This window comes from Caballeronia sp. ATUFL_F1_KS39, from assembly GCF_023630985.1.
GTDB classification, from domain to species: Bacteria; Pseudomonadota; Gammaproteobacteria; order Burkholderiales; family Burkholderiaceae; genus Caballeronia; species Caballeronia zhejiangensis.
Window position 1 is genome coordinate 82,547 of sequence record NZ_JALQDZ010000041.1, and the last position, 16,425, is coordinate 98,971.

General features: G+C 61.3%; 16 protein-coding genes. 2 read left to right on the forward strand and 14 right to left on the reverse strand.

Translation table 11 applies throughout. The features are described from left to right. Positions 1-35: 35 nt before the first annotated feature. Positions 36-1,358, reverse strand: coding sequence for an MFS transporter (locus NCR93_RS21525; RefSeq protein WP_239294831.1), 1,323 nt, complete (start codon positions 1,356-1,358; stop codon positions 36-38). A 290-nt stretch (positions 1,359-1,648) separates the two neighbouring features. Between NCR93_RS21525 and NCR93_RS21530 the strand changes: the two genes are divergently transcribed. Beyond that, positions 1,649-2,155 carry a MarR family winged helix-turn-helix transcriptional regulator gene (locus NCR93_RS21530; RefSeq protein ID WP_200889168.1) on the forward strand — a complete coding sequence of 169 codons (507 nt, stop codon included), beginning with the start codon at positions 1,649-1,651 and terminating at the stop codon, positions 2,153-2,155. On the opposite strand, the gene NCR93_RS21535 is transcribed toward NCR93_RS21530, so the two are convergent. The 13 genes from NCR93_RS21535 to NCR93_RS21595 form a co-directional block, all read right to left on the reverse strand. Continuing rightward, positions 2,156-3,751, reverse strand: coding sequence for an MFS transporter (locus NCR93_RS21535; RefSeq protein ID WP_175980938.1), 1,596 nt, complete (start codon positions 3,749-3,751; stop codon positions 2,156-2,158). 47 nt (positions 3,752-3,798) lie between these two features. After that, on the reverse strand, positions 3,799-4,422 hold the full coding sequence (locus tag NCR93_RS21540; protein WP_175980940.1) for an N-carbamoylsarcosine amidohydrolase: 624 nt from the start codon (positions 4,420-4,422) through the stop codon (positions 3,799-3,801). An 18-nt stretch (positions 4,423-4,440) separates the two neighbouring features. After that, positions 4,441-5,475, reverse strand: a complete 1,035-nt coding sequence (locus NCR93_RS21545; RefSeq protein WP_250532281.1) for a 2,5-dihydroxypyridine 5,6-dioxygenase NicX family protein — start codon at positions 5,473-5,475, stop codon at positions 4,441-4,443. Further along, positions 5,462-6,310, reverse strand: coding sequence for an alpha/beta fold hydrolase (locus NCR93_RS21550; protein ID WP_175980943.1), 849 nt, complete (start codon positions 6,308-6,310; stop codon positions 5,462-5,464). The genes NCR93_RS21545 and NCR93_RS21550 overlap by 14 nt, the downstream gene beginning before the upstream one ends. A gap of 11 nt (positions 6,311-6,321) precedes the next feature. Further along, positions 6,322-7,074, reverse strand: coding sequence for a maleate cis-trans isomerase family protein (locus NCR93_RS21555; RefSeq protein WP_034471022.1), 753 nt, complete (start codon positions 7,072-7,074; stop codon positions 6,322-6,324). Positions 7,075-7,108: 34 nt separating this feature from the next. Next, complete coding sequence (locus NCR93_RS21560) at positions 7,109-8,074, reverse strand: amidohydrolase family protein (protein ID WP_175980945.1); 966 nt, start codon at positions 8,072-8,074, stop codon at positions 7,109-7,111. 71 nt (positions 8,075-8,145) lie between these two features. Continuing rightward, positions 8,146-9,336 carry a xanthine dehydrogenase family Fe-S subunit gene (locus NCR93_RS21565; protein ID WP_175980947.1) on the reverse strand — a complete coding sequence of 397 codons (1,191 nt, stop codon included), beginning with the start codon at positions 9,334-9,336 and terminating at the stop codon, positions 8,146-8,148. A 10-nt stretch (positions 9,337-9,346) separates the two neighbouring features. Continuing rightward, positions 9,347-10,183, reverse strand: a complete 837-nt coding sequence (locus NCR93_RS21570) for an FAD binding domain-containing protein (RefSeq protein ID WP_175980949.1) — start codon at positions 10,181-10,183, stop codon at positions 9,347-9,349. Continuing rightward, positions 10,180-12,585: a xanthine dehydrogenase family protein molybdopterin-binding subunit gene (locus NCR93_RS21575; RefSeq protein WP_175980951.1), complete on the reverse strand. Its 2,406-nt coding sequence runs from the start codon at positions 12,583-12,585 to the stop codon at positions 10,180-10,182. The genes NCR93_RS21570 and NCR93_RS21575 overlap by 4 nt, the downstream gene beginning before the upstream one ends. A gap of 20 nt (positions 12,586-12,605) precedes the next feature. Continuing rightward, positions 12,606-13,115 carry an aromatic-ring-hydroxylating dioxygenase subunit beta gene (locus NCR93_RS21580; protein ID WP_175980953.1) on the reverse strand — a complete coding sequence of 170 codons (510 nt, stop codon included), beginning with the start codon at positions 13,113-13,115 and terminating at the stop codon, positions 12,606-12,608. Then, on the reverse strand, positions 13,116-14,408 hold the full coding sequence (locus NCR93_RS21585; protein ID WP_175980955.1) for an aromatic ring-hydroxylating dioxygenase subunit alpha: 1,293 nt from the start codon (positions 14,406-14,408) through the stop codon (positions 13,116-13,118). Beyond that, the gene (locus tag NCR93_RS21590; RefSeq protein ID WP_175980957.1) at positions 14,395-15,639 is read right to left on the reverse strand and encodes an NAD(P)/FAD-dependent oxidoreductase; all 1,245 of its coding nucleotides are present in this window, start codon (positions 15,637-15,639) and stop codon (positions 14,395-14,397) included. The genes NCR93_RS21585 and NCR93_RS21590 overlap by 14 nt, the downstream gene beginning before the upstream one ends. A 14-nt stretch (positions 15,640-15,653) precedes the next feature. Beyond that, positions 15,654-15,959 (reverse strand): non-heme iron oxygenase ferredoxin subunit, encoded by a 306-nt coding sequence (locus NCR93_RS21595; protein WP_175980970.1) that lies wholly within the window; start codon positions 15,957-15,959, stop codon positions 15,654-15,656. A gap of 166 nt (positions 15,960-16,125) precedes the next feature. On the opposite strand from NCR93_RS21595, the gene NCR93_RS21600 reads away from it, so the two are divergent. Continuing rightward, positions 16,126-16,422 (forward strand): hypothetical protein, encoded by a 297-nt coding sequence (locus tag NCR93_RS21600; RefSeq protein ID WP_239294832.1) that lies wholly within the window; start codon positions 16,126-16,128, stop codon positions 16,420-16,422. Positions 16,423-16,425: the final 3 nt, after the last annotated feature.

Below are 16,425 nucleotides of genomic sequence, written 5' to 3' on the forward strand. Positions count from 1 at the left end.
GACGCAAGAAAATGCTGCGGATTGAAGGGCCGGCCTCAATGCGCCGTCGATTCGGCATGCACGGGCGCACGCCATGCGAGACCGATGATCACGCCGAGCACGCAAAGCGCGCCAATGTACCAGGCGGGGGCCATCGTGATGCCCTGCCGCCCTACCAGAAACGAGGCGATTGCGGGCGCGGTGCCGCCGAAGATCGCATACGCCGTGTTGTACGAGAGCGCGAAACCGGTGAAGCGCACTTCCGGCGGAAAGCTCTTCACGATGATGTAAGGCCCGAGCGTGATCGTCCCGATCAGGAAGCCGCCGAGGATATACAGCGCCCACACGGACTGACTGCCCGCGTTCAGGTTCATGTAGAACGCGCCGGTGACGAGCAGCATCGCGACACTGCCGATCGCATACGCGCGCCCGCCGCCGATCTTGTCGGCTGCCCATCCAGCGAAGGTGCTGCCGACGATCAGCCCGAAGATCGACCACGAGTTGTTCGTGAAGACATCCTTCGGCGCGAAGTGGAACTGCGATTGCAGGAACGTCGGCGTGTAGAGGAAGTACAGCACGAAGATGCCGGAGAACACCCACGTCGCCAGCAGCGAGACGATTACCGCGCCGCGATGCTCTTTCAGCACGACCGCGAGCGGCAGACGCGCATCCGCTTCACGCTTCGCACGCAGCGCTTCGAACACCGGCGTTTCCTGCAGATAGCGGCGCAAATAAACGGAGATCAGACCGAACGCGCCGCCCGCGATGAACGGCAGACGCCAGCCCCAGCTCTTCAGATCCGCCGGCTCCATGTTGCCGATGAGGAACTTCGCCGACAGCGCGCCGAGCAGAATGCCGGTGCAAAGACCCGACATCAGAAGACCGCATGCGAGACCGATACGATCGCGCCTCACATGCTCGGAGCAGAAGATCCACGCACCCGGCACTTCCCCGCCGACCGAAAGACCCTGCAAAACGCGGCACAAGAGAAAGAGCAACGGCGCGACGATGCCGAGCGTCGCATAGCTCGGCAACAAGCCGATGAGCAACGTCGGCGCGGCCATGAGAAAAAGGCTCAGCGCGAACATCTTCTTGCGGCCGATGCGATCGCCAAAGTGCGCGAAGAAGATGCCGCCGATCGGACGCACGAGATAACCCGCTGCGAAGATGCAGAACACTTCGAGCTGCGCGAGCCATTCGGGCGTCTGCGGCGGAAAGAACACGGTGGCGAGCAGCTTCGTGAAGAACACCGCGACGATGAAGTCGTAGTACTCCAACGCGCCGCCTAGCGACGCCAGCATCAGCGTCTTGATATCGTTGCGTGACATCGACCGCCCATGAATGGCGACGTCGTCCGTCTGTACCGGGGTAGAACTCATCTTTGGCTCCAAACTCTGAGTGAGGTGACGTTCAACGCATTCGCCATTTAATCAGCATGCTGATTATTCATGCGCGCCTTCTTCACCTGCGCATGACCCTGTGCGACGCATCGTTCTATTGACTTCGCGTATTGACTTCAATCATTGACATCCGGCGCTCCAGCCATCAGCATTTCGTCAGTACGCTGACGGATAGATTTTTATCCGGAAAAAATTGGGAGCGCAACTGTGATTGCACCTACAATCTTTAGATTCCTGCGTGGCAAAACTTCTTCGATAAAGGGTTAAGGATGAGTACCGTTGCCGATAAAAAAGCTGCTGTTTCCGATGGCGGCATCGAGACCGGACACTTGTGGCAGCGGCCGGGGTTTCTGATCCGGCGGCTCAATCAGATCCATATCGCGCTCTTCTTCGAGTGCTGCAAGGACTTCGCCATCACGCCCGTGCAGTACGGCTTGCTGACCACATTGAGCGAGCGGCCCGGTCTCGACCAGACATCGCTGTGTGCGGAAGTGGGCGTCGATCGCACGACGATGGCCGACGTGCTGCGCCGTCTGGAGGAACGCGGACTCGTCAAGCGCGAGCCGAGTCCGCACGACGGGCGCCTCAAGATCGCGAACATCACCGCGAAAGGACGCCGCACGATGAAGGACATGTACGGCAGCATGCGTGAAGCTCAAGTCAGATTCCTTGGCCCGCTGAGCCCCGAAGATCGCGCTCATTTCGTGCGAATGATGATGCAGCTCGTCGAAGGCAATAACCAATACGGCCGCACTTCCCTCAAGCATTTCGACTGACTATCGCGTGATATCGCGGCGGTACGTTTCGGGCACGAAGAGCGCGCCGACCGCGAACGACACTACCGCGATCACGATCGGATACCAGAGCCCGAAGTAGACGTTGCCGCGCGCCACAGCCATCGCCGACACCACGAACGGCAGCATTCCGCCGAACCAGCCCGAACCCAGATGGAACGGCAACGATAGCGACGTATATCGAATGCGCGCCGGAAACAGCTCGACCATGAATGCGGCCATCGGGCCGTAGACCATCGCGAGATAAAGCAGCAGAAGCCACATCAGAAATACGACCATTGGCGCGTTGATTTTCGATGCATCCGCATGCGCCGACCAGCCCGAGGCGATCAACGCGTTTTCCAGTTCGCGTTTGTCGCTTCCATGAACGACGATCGAGCCGATTTGCGTCGATGCCGCTTCTCCCGCTTGCAACGGAGCGCGGTCATACGAAACACCCGATGCGCTGAGAAACGAGCGTATGCGATCGCATTCCGTCACTGGCGCGGAGAACAGCGTAAAGCGGCAATCGTCCGCGTGGACCGTGACAGGTGCGCGCTTCTGAAACGCTTCCAACCGAGGATTCGCGTAGTGCGTGAGCGCATGAAAGATCGGTTGCGTCGTCGCGGCGAGCAACAGGCACGCGAGCATCATGATCCACTTTCGTCCAATGCGATCCGATAGCCAGCCGAACACGAGGTAGAACGGAAATACCGCGATCAATGCAATCGCGAGGAACAGGTTCACCGTATTGGGCGCGACTTTCAGCGTGTTCTGCAGAAAGTACATGGAGTAGAAATGTCCAGTGCCGAAGACGACACCCACGCCCGATGCCGTGCTGAACAGCATGATCAACACGTATTTGAGGTTCGCCCATTCGCCGAAGCTCTCGCCTATCGGCGAAGTCGATAACCTGTTCGCGCGCTTCATCTCACGAAAGGTCGGCGATTCGGCGAGCTTCGTGCGCAGATACACCGAGATCGCGAGCAACACGATCGACACGAGGAACGGCACGCGCCAGCCCCAACTCTGGAATGCGGCTTCGTCCATCGATGCACGGCTGATGCTGACCGCCGCGATCGATGCGAGCAGGCCCAGCGTCGCTGTCGTTTGCAGCGAGCTCGTATAAAGGCCGCGCCGATCCACAGGCGAATGTTCCGCGAGATAGGTCGCCGCGCCGCCCGTTTCGCCGCCGAGCGCGAAGCCTTGCAAGAGCCGCAACGCAACGAGCAAGCCAGGCGCCAGCATGCCGATCTTGTCGAACGACGGCAGCAAGCCCACGCCGATGGTCGCGACGCCCATCAACACGATGGTCGCCATGAACGTGTACTTTCGCCCGATGCGATCGCCGAGCCTGCCAAAGAAGAGCGCGCCGAGCGGACGTACGAGGAAGCCCGCGCCGAACGTCGCGAGACTCGCGAGAAACGCCACCGTATCGTTGCCGCTCGGAAAGAACAACGTGCTGAACGTGCCCGCTAGCGCAGCGTAGATATAGAAGTCATACCATTCGAGCAACGCACCGAACGAAGACGCGACGATTAGCGTGAATTCATGACGCGTGACTGCGCGGTGCGACCGCTCCGAAAGAGACGTGGCCATGTCGATCCCATGCGCCCTGGCATCAGGCGAGCCGTGCTACGAGATGATCAAAGATCTTTGAGCAATTCGAGCGCTTCATCACGCTTCATCACGGCAGCGTATTTCTGCGCCATGTCGAAGAGATTCGCCTCGTGCGGCGCAATCGCGCGATCACCGACGCAATCCGACAACACGACTGGACGAAATCCGTATTGCATCGCATCGACGACGGACGACCGCACGCAACCGCTCGTCACTGCACCCGCGACGACGAGCGTTCGCACGCCATGCTGCGTGAGCCATGCCGCGAGCGACGTCCCGAAGAACGCCGATGGCGCTGTTTTGCGCACGACGAGTTCGCCTGCGCGCGGCGTGAGCTGCGGCACGATCGCGCTGTCGTGCGAATCTTCCTTCAGCGCGAGCAGGCCCGGCACTTTCATCGTGAAGATGTTGTGATCGGAGTCATCGTCGGCGAAGACGATACGGCTATGCGCAACCGGCCAGCCCTTCTCGCGCGCATGCGCAAGCAAGGGCTCGGTGTTCTCGATGGCTTGCGGAATATTGCCGCCGCCGAACACTTCGGGATTCGCGAAGCCGTTCACCAGATCGACGATCAAAAGGCCGACCGGTGCTTTCGGTTCGAGCGTCGAGCCGAAGCTCTGACGCTTGTAGGTTTCGATATCGTGGGACATGTGCGTGGTTTTCCTGGGTCAGCGGTCGAGGACCACGCCATCGCGCACGACGGCTTCGCCATCGAGGGATACATCGCAATGACGCAGCGGAATGTCGATATGACAGGTCGTCGAGCGGCTGCCGCCGGCTTCGTTATTCGGTCCGAGCGAAAACAGGAAGTTGCCTTCGAACGCGCGCGCATCCATGCCGATAGTCGCCTCGCGATCGTAGAGCCCGAGCGTCGACCAGTGAGCGCGCGGCTGCAGGCCCCAGCCAATGTGCGAAATCGCGTAGGCCTCTGGATCGTTGAACGTCGCAATGTATTCGCTGAGCAATTGCGCGTCGATGCCGCCTTCGATGCGCTTTGCATAACCGCCTTCGACGGTCAGTTCGATGCGTTCCTGCACATAGCTTTTCTGCGGCAACAAAATATCGCCGCGCTCGATCACGATGCGGCCATGCGCCTTGCCATCGTTAGGAAACGTCAGCGCGAATCCGCTTGGCCAGTGATCCCAGCGCCCCGGTTCATCGACGAAACCGTATTCGGCGATCGGTTCGAACTCGCCGAGCGGACAGCGAAAATCCGTCCCCGCGGCGGAGACGATATGCATCTCCTTAGCGCGCGCGATGCGCGCCCGTGCGGCGAGCACGCGTTCGCGATCGGCGGGTGTCGGCACGAGGCGCGTAAGCACTTCGGGTGGCTCGACCGCGAGCAGGATCTTCGTGCCGGCCTTGAGTATGTCGAGTTGCTCGGGCGAGAACAGCAAGGTCATCAGATCGAGCACGAGATCGCTTTCCTTCAACGCGGCAATCGCGGCCCGGTTGCCGGTCAACGGCGTCGTGCCGAGATACGCGAGGGAATCGCGGCTCAACGCCTTCTCGCCGTTCACCGGCGGCAAGTCGAGGCGATTGACGATTGCGCCCATCGCTTGCGTCGCGATCAGTGCGGTCGATAGCGTTTGCGGATGCGTCGACGCGCTCGTGAGAATGGTGACGGTCTGCCCTGCTTCGAGACGCGAGAGCTCGAGCACCTTCGTCCACGCATCGACCATCTGATAGTCACTGACTGGCATGATTGCCTCCTTCAACGAGCGTCGGAATGGATGCGCCGAGGAAATCGCCGAGCGCGGCGTGAAAGCCGGCTTCGTCGTCCCACGGAATCATGTGACCAGCGTCACGCACGCGCGTGTGCTGAAGATGCGGCACGAGTGCGCGAATCTCTTCGACGTCTTCGTCGCGCACAACGTCGCCTCTGCCCGCGGTGACGAGCAGCGCGGCAATCCGCAGATGCGCGAGATCGGCGTGAATGTCGTCGGTATGGAAGCCTTCAAAGCTCGCGCGTATCGCGCGTTCGTCACATGTATGAAGCCATTCCGCGCGCAACGCGAGTTGTTCATGGGTCCATGTGGGGCAGAAGGCGCGCATTGCGTCGGCGGTCATGCCTTCGCGCGACTGCCGGATCGAATCGATGTACCACGGCAATTGCGACGGATAGCCACGACGTCCCGGTCCCGAAACGGGCGGATCGATCATCGCGAGACGCGTCATGCCTGCGGGCTGCGAACGCGCAGCGCGTATGCCGATGCGCGCGCCCATCGAGTGACCGACGACGCTGTAGCGCTCGAGTCCCAAGGTAGTTGCGAACGCAACCAGATCGGCGGCTTGTGCGTCGAGGCTGTAGTCGAGCGAATCCGATGCCGACGACAAGCCTCGTCCGCGCACATCGAGCACATAGGTATCGAACACTTGGCCAATATGCTCCGCGACGAAGCCCCACGTCACCGCAGGACTCGTAATGCCCGGCACGATGATCACCGGATCGAGTCCCGTGCGTGCGCCACCGTAACGCAGATAGTGCTGACGGATGCCATTCGCCTGAACGTTCGCGCCGTACAGATAGGTCGACATGTCGCCCTCGCTCAATATGCGCCGGACAGCAACGCGCCCGCGCCCGGCACGACGGCTTCGAGACCGAGTTGCTTGAGCATCGCATAGGTCGTCGCGACGGCCGCGGTGACGACCGGCTTGCCCGTCATTGCCTCGACCTTCGCGATCACCGGCAACGAAGGCATCTGCACGCATGCCGACAGCACGATGGCATCGGCTTCCTCATATCGCATCGACATGACGATCTCGGGCAGGCGGCTCGGATCATGACGCGCGACTTCGAGATTGTCGGGAATCTCGAGCGCGCGATAGTCGATCACGTCGTAATCCTCATTGCGGATATAGTCGACCACGAGTTCGGTCAACGGCTTCATATAAGGCGTGACGACGACCACGCGCTTCGCGCCGATCACCTTCAATGCATCGACCAGCGCGCCCGCGCTCGTGATGACGGGCGCATCGCCGCCGTTGTCGACGGTGCGCTCGTGCAAGCGCTTTTGCGATACGCGATGATAGCCATGACCCATCGCCATGATCGCGACGAGACACGCATAGCCGAGCACATCGACGCGCGCATCGGAGAGTTCAACTGCGCAGCGGTCCGACTCAGCATCCATCGCGGCGAGTTCTTCCTTCACGACCTTTTTCATCCGCATGCGGCTCGAATGAAACGTGAAGCGCTCGGGGCGAATCGTCTGGCGCGCGAGCAACATCGCGGGAATCTCGGTCTCCATCGTCGTGTTCGAACTCGGCACGATCTGGCCGATGCGGTAGTGCTTGGTCATGTGCTGCTCCATGTGCTTGTGTTCTTCGGGGTGGTCAAAGGCGGAAGAGGCGTTCCGCATTGCCGTGACAGACGAGCGCTCGCGTGGCGTCGTCGAGCGGCGCGCGTTCTATGAAGTCCGCTGCGATCTCCGTCGATTCATACGGATAGTCAACCGAGAACATCACCGCTTGCGCGCCCATTTCGCCGATCGCGCCGATGAGCGCCGGGGCCGAGCACACGCCCGAGGTCGTGATCAGGATGTTGGTGCCGATGTAATCCGAAGGCGCCCGTTCAAGACTCAGGCCATGCGAATAAACCGCGAAACGGCTGTCGAAGCGCCAGCGCAAGAACGGCAGACCTTCGCCCATGTGCCCGAGAATGATCTTCAGATTGGGGAAGCGATCGAACACGCCGCTGAACAGCAGGCGCAATGCGTGGCTGCCGGTTTCGATGCCCCAGCCCCAAGTCGCGCCGGTGAGTTCGGGATGACCGTCGAGCACGCGCGGGGTCACGAATGCATCCGTCGGATGCAGATATAAAGGTACGTCGAGTTCCTGCATCGTCGCCCAGAAGGGATCGTAAGCGCGGTCGTCGTAGTAGGTGCCGAGTGTGTGACCATTGACGAGCGCGCCCTTGAAGCCGAGTTCGCGCACGGCGCGCGTCAGTTCATCGGATGCGGCCTTCGCGGTATGCATCGGCAACGTCGCAAAGCCGCCGAAGCGCAACGGATGACGCGCGATCTGCTGCGCGAGAAAGTCGTTGCTCGCCTTCGCGCGGCTGATCGCGAGCGCCGCATCCGGCTCGCCCTGCACGCTCGGGCCCGTTTGCGAAAGTATCGTGTAGTCGATGCCCGCGCGATCCATTTCGACGATGCGCTGTTCGTCGAAATCGGTCAGGCGCGCGGCGAGATCGCGCAGGACTTCAGGCGCGATGTGCTGCGTGAAGCTCTTCGAATAGCTCTGGAAACCGGGCGTGCTGAAATGCTCTTCCAGGGCGATCTTGCGAATCCGCTTGTTCATTTGAACTCCATTTGATCAGTAGGCTGACGATATGATCGTGCGACGAGCCGGGACCGGCTCATCTCGCGTGCTCAATCGCCCTTTCCGAAAAGCTGTTTGATGCGCGCCCAGATGACGCTCCACACGAGGCTGCCCGCATTGAACTTCGCGGACGATGAGGACAGCGCCGCCTCGGGCGCCGCGTTACCGCCGAGCTGCGCCGTGATGCGCGCGCCGAAATCCGCGATCATCCTGCGCACGAAATCCTTCACGAGGCCCGAACGCGAGAACTGCGCGAGCGGTCCTTGCAACATGTATTCGAGCGTGACCGCGACCCGCGTTTGCGCGCCCCCGCCTTCGCTCGTCAATGCATATGTCACATCGCCATTCGCTCGCGAACGGCTGATGTTGTCCTGCCCCGCTCCACGCATGACCGCGCGATGCGCGGCATCGTCGCGTTCCAGGCGCGCCGCGCCAGCGAAGTTCGCCGACATCGGTCCGAACTTGATCGCGATCTTGCCCTTCACGCTTTCGCCGTCGTGCTCCACGAGTTCCGCGCCCGGAAGACACGACGTGACCGAAGGCAGATCGCCCATGAACGCCCACACCTTGTCGAGCGCGAAGGGAACGACGAAGCTGTCGTCGATTGCGGTCCACCCTTTGCGTTGCGCGGCGGGTTGATCCGTCGATGCAGTGCTCGCGGCCACGGGTGCCTGCGGCGCGGCAACCGGTGTAGCGGCGAACGTCTGAAACGCTGGCGTCGAAATAGTTGCATCTCTAACTATTGCGCGTGCGATAGGCGCATCCGCAATCGGTTCCGCTTTCAGATCGGCGAGAACCGCCTTGATCGCAGCGACGATGCCCATATAGCCTGTGCAGCGGCACAGATTGCCAGACAGTTCGAGCCGGATGCGTGCTTCGTCCGCATCGGGAAAGCGGCGCACGATATCGCGCGCGGTGATCAGCATGCCGGGCGTGCAATAACCGCATTGCAGGCCGTGATGGATCGAGAACGCACGACGCAGACGCTTCATCAGTTCGTCGTCCTCGAAGCCTTCGATGGTGCGTATGTTCTGCTGATCGCAAGCGACGGCGAATGTGATGCACGAGCGCACCGGTTCGCCATCGACGAGCACGGTGCAGGCGCCGCACACGCCGTGCTCGCAACCGAGGTGCGTGCCGGTCAGGTTGTGTGCATCGCGAAGAAAGTCGCCGAGATGCACGCGCGATTCGACATCCTCGCGCACGGATCGATCGTTGATAGTAAGTTCGATGACGGACATGGCAGTCTCTTTAAACCGTATTCGCGTTGGACACGCCGAACGCCTGCAGAAGACAACGTTCGAGCGCTGCGGTATGAATCTGCCGATCGATGCCGTCCGCGTTCGGCATCGCACTCGTCACGGCTTGCGCGAGCGCTTCGCCGTTGGCGGCAGACGGGCCGCGTTGCGCGATCTGCCGTGCGAGATCATCGAGTGCGGCCGGCGGGCCATCGAGCGCGCCGAGCACGATGCGCGCGAGTCCCGTGCGTGCATCGAATGCAGCCGCTGCGCTTGCATGTGCGAATTCGCCGGTCTTGCGGCACAGCTTGTAATAACCCCAGCGAAGCGTCGGACCGAGCTTCGGCAGCAACACGGCGGTAATGATCTCGCCGTCAACGAGCAACGTCGTGAACGCACCCAGCATGAATTCGCTCACGCGGACTTGCCGCGCGCCGCCTGCTTTCGATAGCTCCAGACGGGCATCGACAGCGGACAATGCAAGCGGCCAGTCGGCGGCGGGATCGGCATGAGCAAGACTGCCGCCGATGGTCCCGCGATTGCGAATCGCACGATACGCGATGCCGCCCGCCACATGCTGCATGTACGGATGACGCAGCAGTGCGTGCTTGCCGTCTTCGATCTCCGCATGCGTGACCGCCGCGCCGATACGCACGTGATCGCCCGCGTCGGAGACACTGCGCAGGTCCGCGATGCGCGATACATCCACTACGCGGCCAGGCCGTGCAAGCCGCAAGTTGAGCATCGGGCCCATCGACTGACTGCCTGATATCGGCTTTGCGCGAGTCAACTCCTTGAGCGCGTCGGGCAATGAGATCGCCCTTACATACTCGAACGCAGCGGCTTTCATCCCGCCACCTCCTGACTGAGTTCTTCCTTGCGCGCCGCCTTGCGAGCCTTCGCGGCCTCGATCGCGGCGAGCAAACGGCGCGGCGTCAACGGCGTTTCCGACACGAGCGCGCCGATGGGCGTGAGCGCATCGTTCACTGCATTGAAGAGTGCAGCCGGCGGCGCGATGGCTCCGCCCTCGCCCACGCCCTTCGCGCCGAATTCCGTATAAGGCGACGGCGTTTCCATATGGATGATCGTCAGCGACGGCAACTCGGTCGGTCCCGGCAACATGTAGTCGGCGAGTGTCGACGTGAGCGGTTGCGCGTTGTCGTCGTAGAGCGTTTCCTCATAGAACGCGGTGCCGATGCCTTGCGCCGTGCCACCGATTGTCTGCCCTTCGACGACCATCGGATTGATCATGCGACCGCAATCTTCGACGATCACATAGTCGAGAATCTCGACGTCGCCTGTCTTCGGATCGACGGCGACTGCCGCCGCGTGCGTCGCATAGCTGAACGCGCCGGTATCGACCTTCGGCTTGAAGCCTTGCGTCGCTTCGAGACCCGCGAGATTCACGCCCGCAGGCAAGCGCTCGGGACGGAGATACCATGCAGCCGCGATCTCCTGAATCGTCACGCGGCCCGATAAGCCGATCACTTCACCGTTCTCGAAGCGCACCACTTCCTGTTCTTCCCCAAGCAGATGAGCACCGATGAAGAGCAGGCGCGGCACGAGTTCGCGGCACGTCGCGGCCACTGCGCCGCCAGCCATGACGATGCTGCGCGATGCGTACGTGCCTGTCGAATACGGCGTAAGGGCGGTATCGCCATGCACGACCTTGATCTTTTGCAGCGGCACGCCGAGCACTTCGTTCGCGATCTGCGCGAGCGTCGTCTCCATGCCTTGTCCGTGCGAGTGGATGCCCGCGCGCAGTTCGAGTCCTCCATCGGCCGTGATACGCACGGTCGCGAGATCGTATCCCGGCACGACCGGCAAGCCCCATGATGCGAAGACGGCCGTGCCATGCGCCGATTGCTCGGTGAACGTCGCGAATCCGATGCCGACGAGACGCCCATCCTTCTCGCCCTCTTTCTGCCGTGCGCGCCACTTCGGCACATCGAGTTGCGCCACTGCGCGTCGCAGGCTCTCCTGGAAGTCGCCGCTGTCGTAGTGTTTCTTCACGACATTGGTATAAGGCATGTCCGCGCCACGCACGAGATTGTCATGGCGCACTTCCCACGCTTCGCGTCCGACCGCGCGCGCGATCGCATCCATCGTGAGTTCGATTGCGAAGCACACGCCCGTGCGCGCTACGCCGCGATACGGCAGAAAGCCCGGCTTGTTGGTCGCGGCGCATTGCGTACGGCAGCGATAGCCGCTCAAATCGTAAGGCCCCGGAAGGTTGCCGAGCGCCTGCCCTGTTTCAAGACCTATCGTAAAGGGCCATGCGGAGTACGCCCCGCCGTCGATCAAAAGCTCCGCATCGAGCGCGAGCAGACGGCCGTTTGTATCGGCATACGCAGTGAGTTCGTAGTGATGCTGACGCGAGTTCGCGCCCGCGATCAAATGCTCGCGCCGATCCTCGATGAAACGAAAAGGCTTCTTGTACGTCAGCGCGAGCCACGCAATGCACAGCTCTTCCTGCTGCAACACGCACTTGTAGCCGAACGCGCCGCCGACATCGGGTGAAATGACGCGCACCTGCGCATGATCGATGCCGAGACATTGCGACAGCACCGTGCGAATCATATGCGGCACTTGCGTCGAGGTGATGACCACGAGTTGCGAATGCGTATGGTCCCAATACGCGAGCACGGCCTTGCCTTCCATCGGCACCATGCATTGACGCGCGAGATCGACCTTCTGCTTGACGACAACGGGCGCGTCCTTCGAACGCTCGTCGAAGTCGATGTCCGCCTTGAGGTCCAGAAAGAGATTGTCCGTCCAGTGATCGTGCACGCGCACGTCGGTGCGTTCGCGAGCGGTGAACGCGCTGGCGAAGGCTGGCAGCTCGTCGAGATCGAGCTCGATTTCCTCGGCGATATCTTCGGCTTGCGCGCGGGTCTTCGCGAAGCACATCGCGACCGGCTCGCCGACGAAGCGCACCTTGCCCGATGCGAGCGGCGGATGCGACGAAGGCTTGTACGTCGGCAGGCTCGAATCGGCGACGATATCCGTGGCGTCGTGCATGTCGTCGCGCACGATCACCTGTGCCGCATGACTCGCCGGCTTGCCGATACGCACGATACGCGCATGCGCAACCGGACTGCGCAAGAACGCGACCTCCTGCAGATCGGGAAACGTGTAGTCGGCGACGAACTTGCCCTTGCCATGAAGATGCCGCTCGTCTTCGCGCCGCCTCACGCGCACGCCGACGCCACCGCTTTCGGCTGGCGCTTCCATGTGTTCCGTGTCACTCATGCGCTCTCTCCCAACGATGTTCAGACAGGGTAGGCGAGATCGTTCGCGATCATCGCGGTGTCGTAGACGGCCTGTCTTTCCTTCAGCAGAAGAACGTTACCATTGCGCGCGAAGCGGTCAAAAAGCCTGCCCGCCTGATGCAGCGTAGTCGCGCCTTCGACGAGCGTTTGCAGCAGCATGTAGTTGCTCTGCGCGACGATTTCCTCGTCGGTCGCGTTCAAGATACGCACGTTGGAAACGAAGTGCAGCATTTGACGCGGCGCGAACATCTGCGTGCGCGCAATCGCGACCGCACGATCGCGCAGCATGTCGCGTCCTTCGGCGTAGACGAGCCCGACGGGAAATCCATTGGCCGCGTTCTCGTATTCGGTCACGCGATAAAGACAGTTCTCGGTAAAGAATTCAGGCCAGCGCTCGATGTCCCCGCCATCGAGCGCCGCGCAATACTCCGCATGAAAGTCTTCGACCGCCGCGCGTGCGACCAGCGCCTTGTCGTGCGCGATGTTCTGTTTTTCGAATCCTGGCAGCATCTAGAACCCCATCACTTCACGATAGTGCTTGTACATGGCGCGAATGGCGGCTTCGGAGATCAGGTTGTCGGCCGTTCCGATCTTGTCGCCATCCAGCTTGATGATGCTGCGGTCGCTCACCGAGCGGCGCACGCCTTCCTGAACGAACTTCATCGCTTCGTTGTCTTCGAGGCCGAGAAAGCCCGACGGTCCCATCAGATTGCCCTGACGCAAACGGTGACGCACCATGTCTTCCGTGTCGTCTTCATAACCGAACATCGTCCAGAGCATGATCATGCTGTTCGGTCCGTTCGGCACGATATGCCGAATGCCGAGCGTATTCATCTCGCGCTGCACGATGAGGTTCGGCCAGATGGTCTGCATCGTCACCGACCATTCGGAATCGAACTCCTTGATGAATTCGAGGAAGCGCTCGTCACGCAAGATCATGCCGTCGTGGAAGGAACGCATCTCCTTCTTCTTGTCTTCATCGATGGTGGCGTAGAGCGAATCGCTTTTTGCGGAGGCCATCGTGCCGTGAATGCCGTATTTGCTGTCCGCGACCATCGCCGAACGATTGCCCGCCACGAGCAGGCCGAACACGACGAGGAACGAGTGCAGCAACGTCGCGTGATACGGGTCCTTCAAGTTCTCGTGATACATCTTCCAGTTGCACGGCAGCTCATTCTTGTAGAAGCCGAGCACGCGCAGGCGCTTGCCGTTGAACACTGCGTCGAAGTCCTCGAGTATCTCGGGCGTGAGATAGTCTTCAAGCGATTCCATGTCCTGCGTGAACGATGCGAACACGACCCCATTGCGCGTCGCAACCGCAAGTTTGCGAAGACCGTGATCATCGTTGCGGAAATCCTTCGGCATGCCGCCCAGCTTGTTCACCCCACGCCGGAACGGCACGCCTTGCAGATTGCCCTTGAGGTCATACGACCATTGGTGATACGGGCACACGAACTCCTTGTTGTTGCCGCGGCTATGCCGGCAGAACTCCGCCCCGCGATGCGCGCAGCGGTTTTCGAACACGTTGATCGAGCCGTCTTCCGCGCGCGATACGACGACCGGCGTCGGGCCGACATAAGAGCGCTTGAAATCGCCGGAATTGGGCACTTCCGCTTCGAGCGCGACGAAGTTCCAGGTGCGCCCGTGGAAGATCCGTTCGACTTCGCGCGTATAGACCGCCTCGCTCGTGTACACCCAGTCCGGGATGCATTGCAGCCCTTCTTCGGGCCAAACGAGCCCTTCTATCGGCGGGTTTTTCGATTGAGGCGTATGAATGCCGATGATCGTTTCAGACGAGTACACCTTGATCTCCCGAGTGTGTTGAGCGAACCAGCTTGTCGAGCTGGCGCAGCTTGATCGTGGGGTCGGCGAGCATGCGGGGATCGACCGCAACGGCTTCTTCGACGAGCCTTCTGATGGCGCGCAACTCGCCGCCTTGATTGATCGCGAGCACATGCGCGATGACGCCGCCGCGCAGACCCATCAGCACGGTCTTGTCATCGACGCCCGCGCGTTCGATCCACTGCTCGATCTCGCCATCGGGCAGGCCGAGCATCTGGACGTTCCAGTCGTATTGGTCGGTCCAGAACCACGGCGTCGGTGCATAAGCAATCTCTTCTCCGGCGATGTTGCGCGCCGCCACGATCGCCTGTTCCTGCGCGTTCTGCCACGATTCAAGACGCGTCGCGCGACCGTTTGCGCCGTATGGGAAGTTGGCGCAATCGCCTGCCGCATAGACATTCTCGGCGGACGTGCGGCAATGCCGATCGACGACGATGCCGTTGTTCGTCGCCATGCCCGCAGCTTTGGCGAGTTCGTCGTTCGGCTCCTGGCCGATAGCGATCACGCCCAAGTCGAACGGCGTTGCATCGACTTGCACGCCGTCCGCGTGCTCCGTGACTTGCAGATGCTTCACGTCGAATATGAAGCGCACGCCGTGAGTTTCGTGCTTCATGCGCAGACGTTCGGCGAACATGGGCGGCAGCGCGCGGCTCAGCAAGCCCGATGCCGTTTCGAACACGCTCACGTCGAGGCCGCGCGTTCTTGCGCTCGCCGCGAATTCCAACCCTAGAAATCCAGCGCCGATCACAGCCACCGATTGCGCCGTTGCGAGCCGCGCACGCAAGCGCATCGCATCGTCGAGCGTGCGCAGATAGAACGTATGCGGACCTTCCGGCGCGCCCGGCAACTGCCGCGCACGACCACCCGTCGTCAGGATGCAATGGTCGTAGCGCAGTTCGCCATTACGTTCGAGCGTCGCGACGCACGATTGCGTATCGAGCCGCAGCACTCGATCGTTGAGCCATTCGATGCGCGCATCGCCGTATCGCTCGACGGCATGCACCCAGCCGTTGAAGCAATCGTCATCGTCCTTCGCGATGAGGACATCCTTTGACAGCGGCGGCCTTTCATACGGCGCATGACGCTCATCGCCGACCAGCACGATGCGCCCTTCATAACCATGCGTGCGCAACGCTTCTGCCGCGCGCGCGCCAGCCTGCCCCGCTCCGATGATCAATGCAGTCCGAGTCATGATTTGCGCGTGCATCAAAGATCGACGTAGATCTCGCCGCCTTCCACCTGCACGCCGTATACGCGAATCGGTTGCGTGACTGGCGCGCAAAGGGCAGCGCCCGTGCGGATATCGAAACGCCCCTGATGCAGCGGACATTCGATGCAGCCGTCTTCCATATAGCCGTCGCTCAAGAGCGCGAACTGGTGCGTGCAAACGTTGTGCGTGGCATGCACTTCTCCGTCGAGCAAATAGAGCGCGATGCGCTCTTCGCCGATCGTCACGCCGAGCGGTTCGTCTTCCACTAGATCGGCGAGCTTCGCCGCGAACTTGAGTGCCATTCGTCGCCCCTTCGAAAATCGATCAGTATGCTGATGAATCTGTTGTTCGTATGCTAGCAGGACTTTTCGCCGAGTCAACCGATCAAAAATAATGGCTTTCCCGTAGAGAATCCGGCAAGAACGCGTTCGTGCGATGATTCGAAGATTCGTCCCATCGATCAGCGTCATGCCTTCCACCGCCGTCACGCGCACGAACCCGCTGCCGCTCGCGAGCATTGGCTTCATCCTTGCATCGATGCTGTGCCTCGCAATTGTCGATCCGCTCGCGAAAGCCATCGCGCTGCGCTATCCCACCAACGAGCTCACGTTCTTTTGCATGTTGTTCGGCCTGATTCCGCCCGTGGCGATGTGCGCTGTCGGCCAGCGCTCGATGATCGATCGCGTGAAGCGGCTCGGCTTCAGGGGACAGACCTGGCGCTGCCACGCAACGGCGATAGCGCTGCCGACGGGACCGATCGCCTGATCA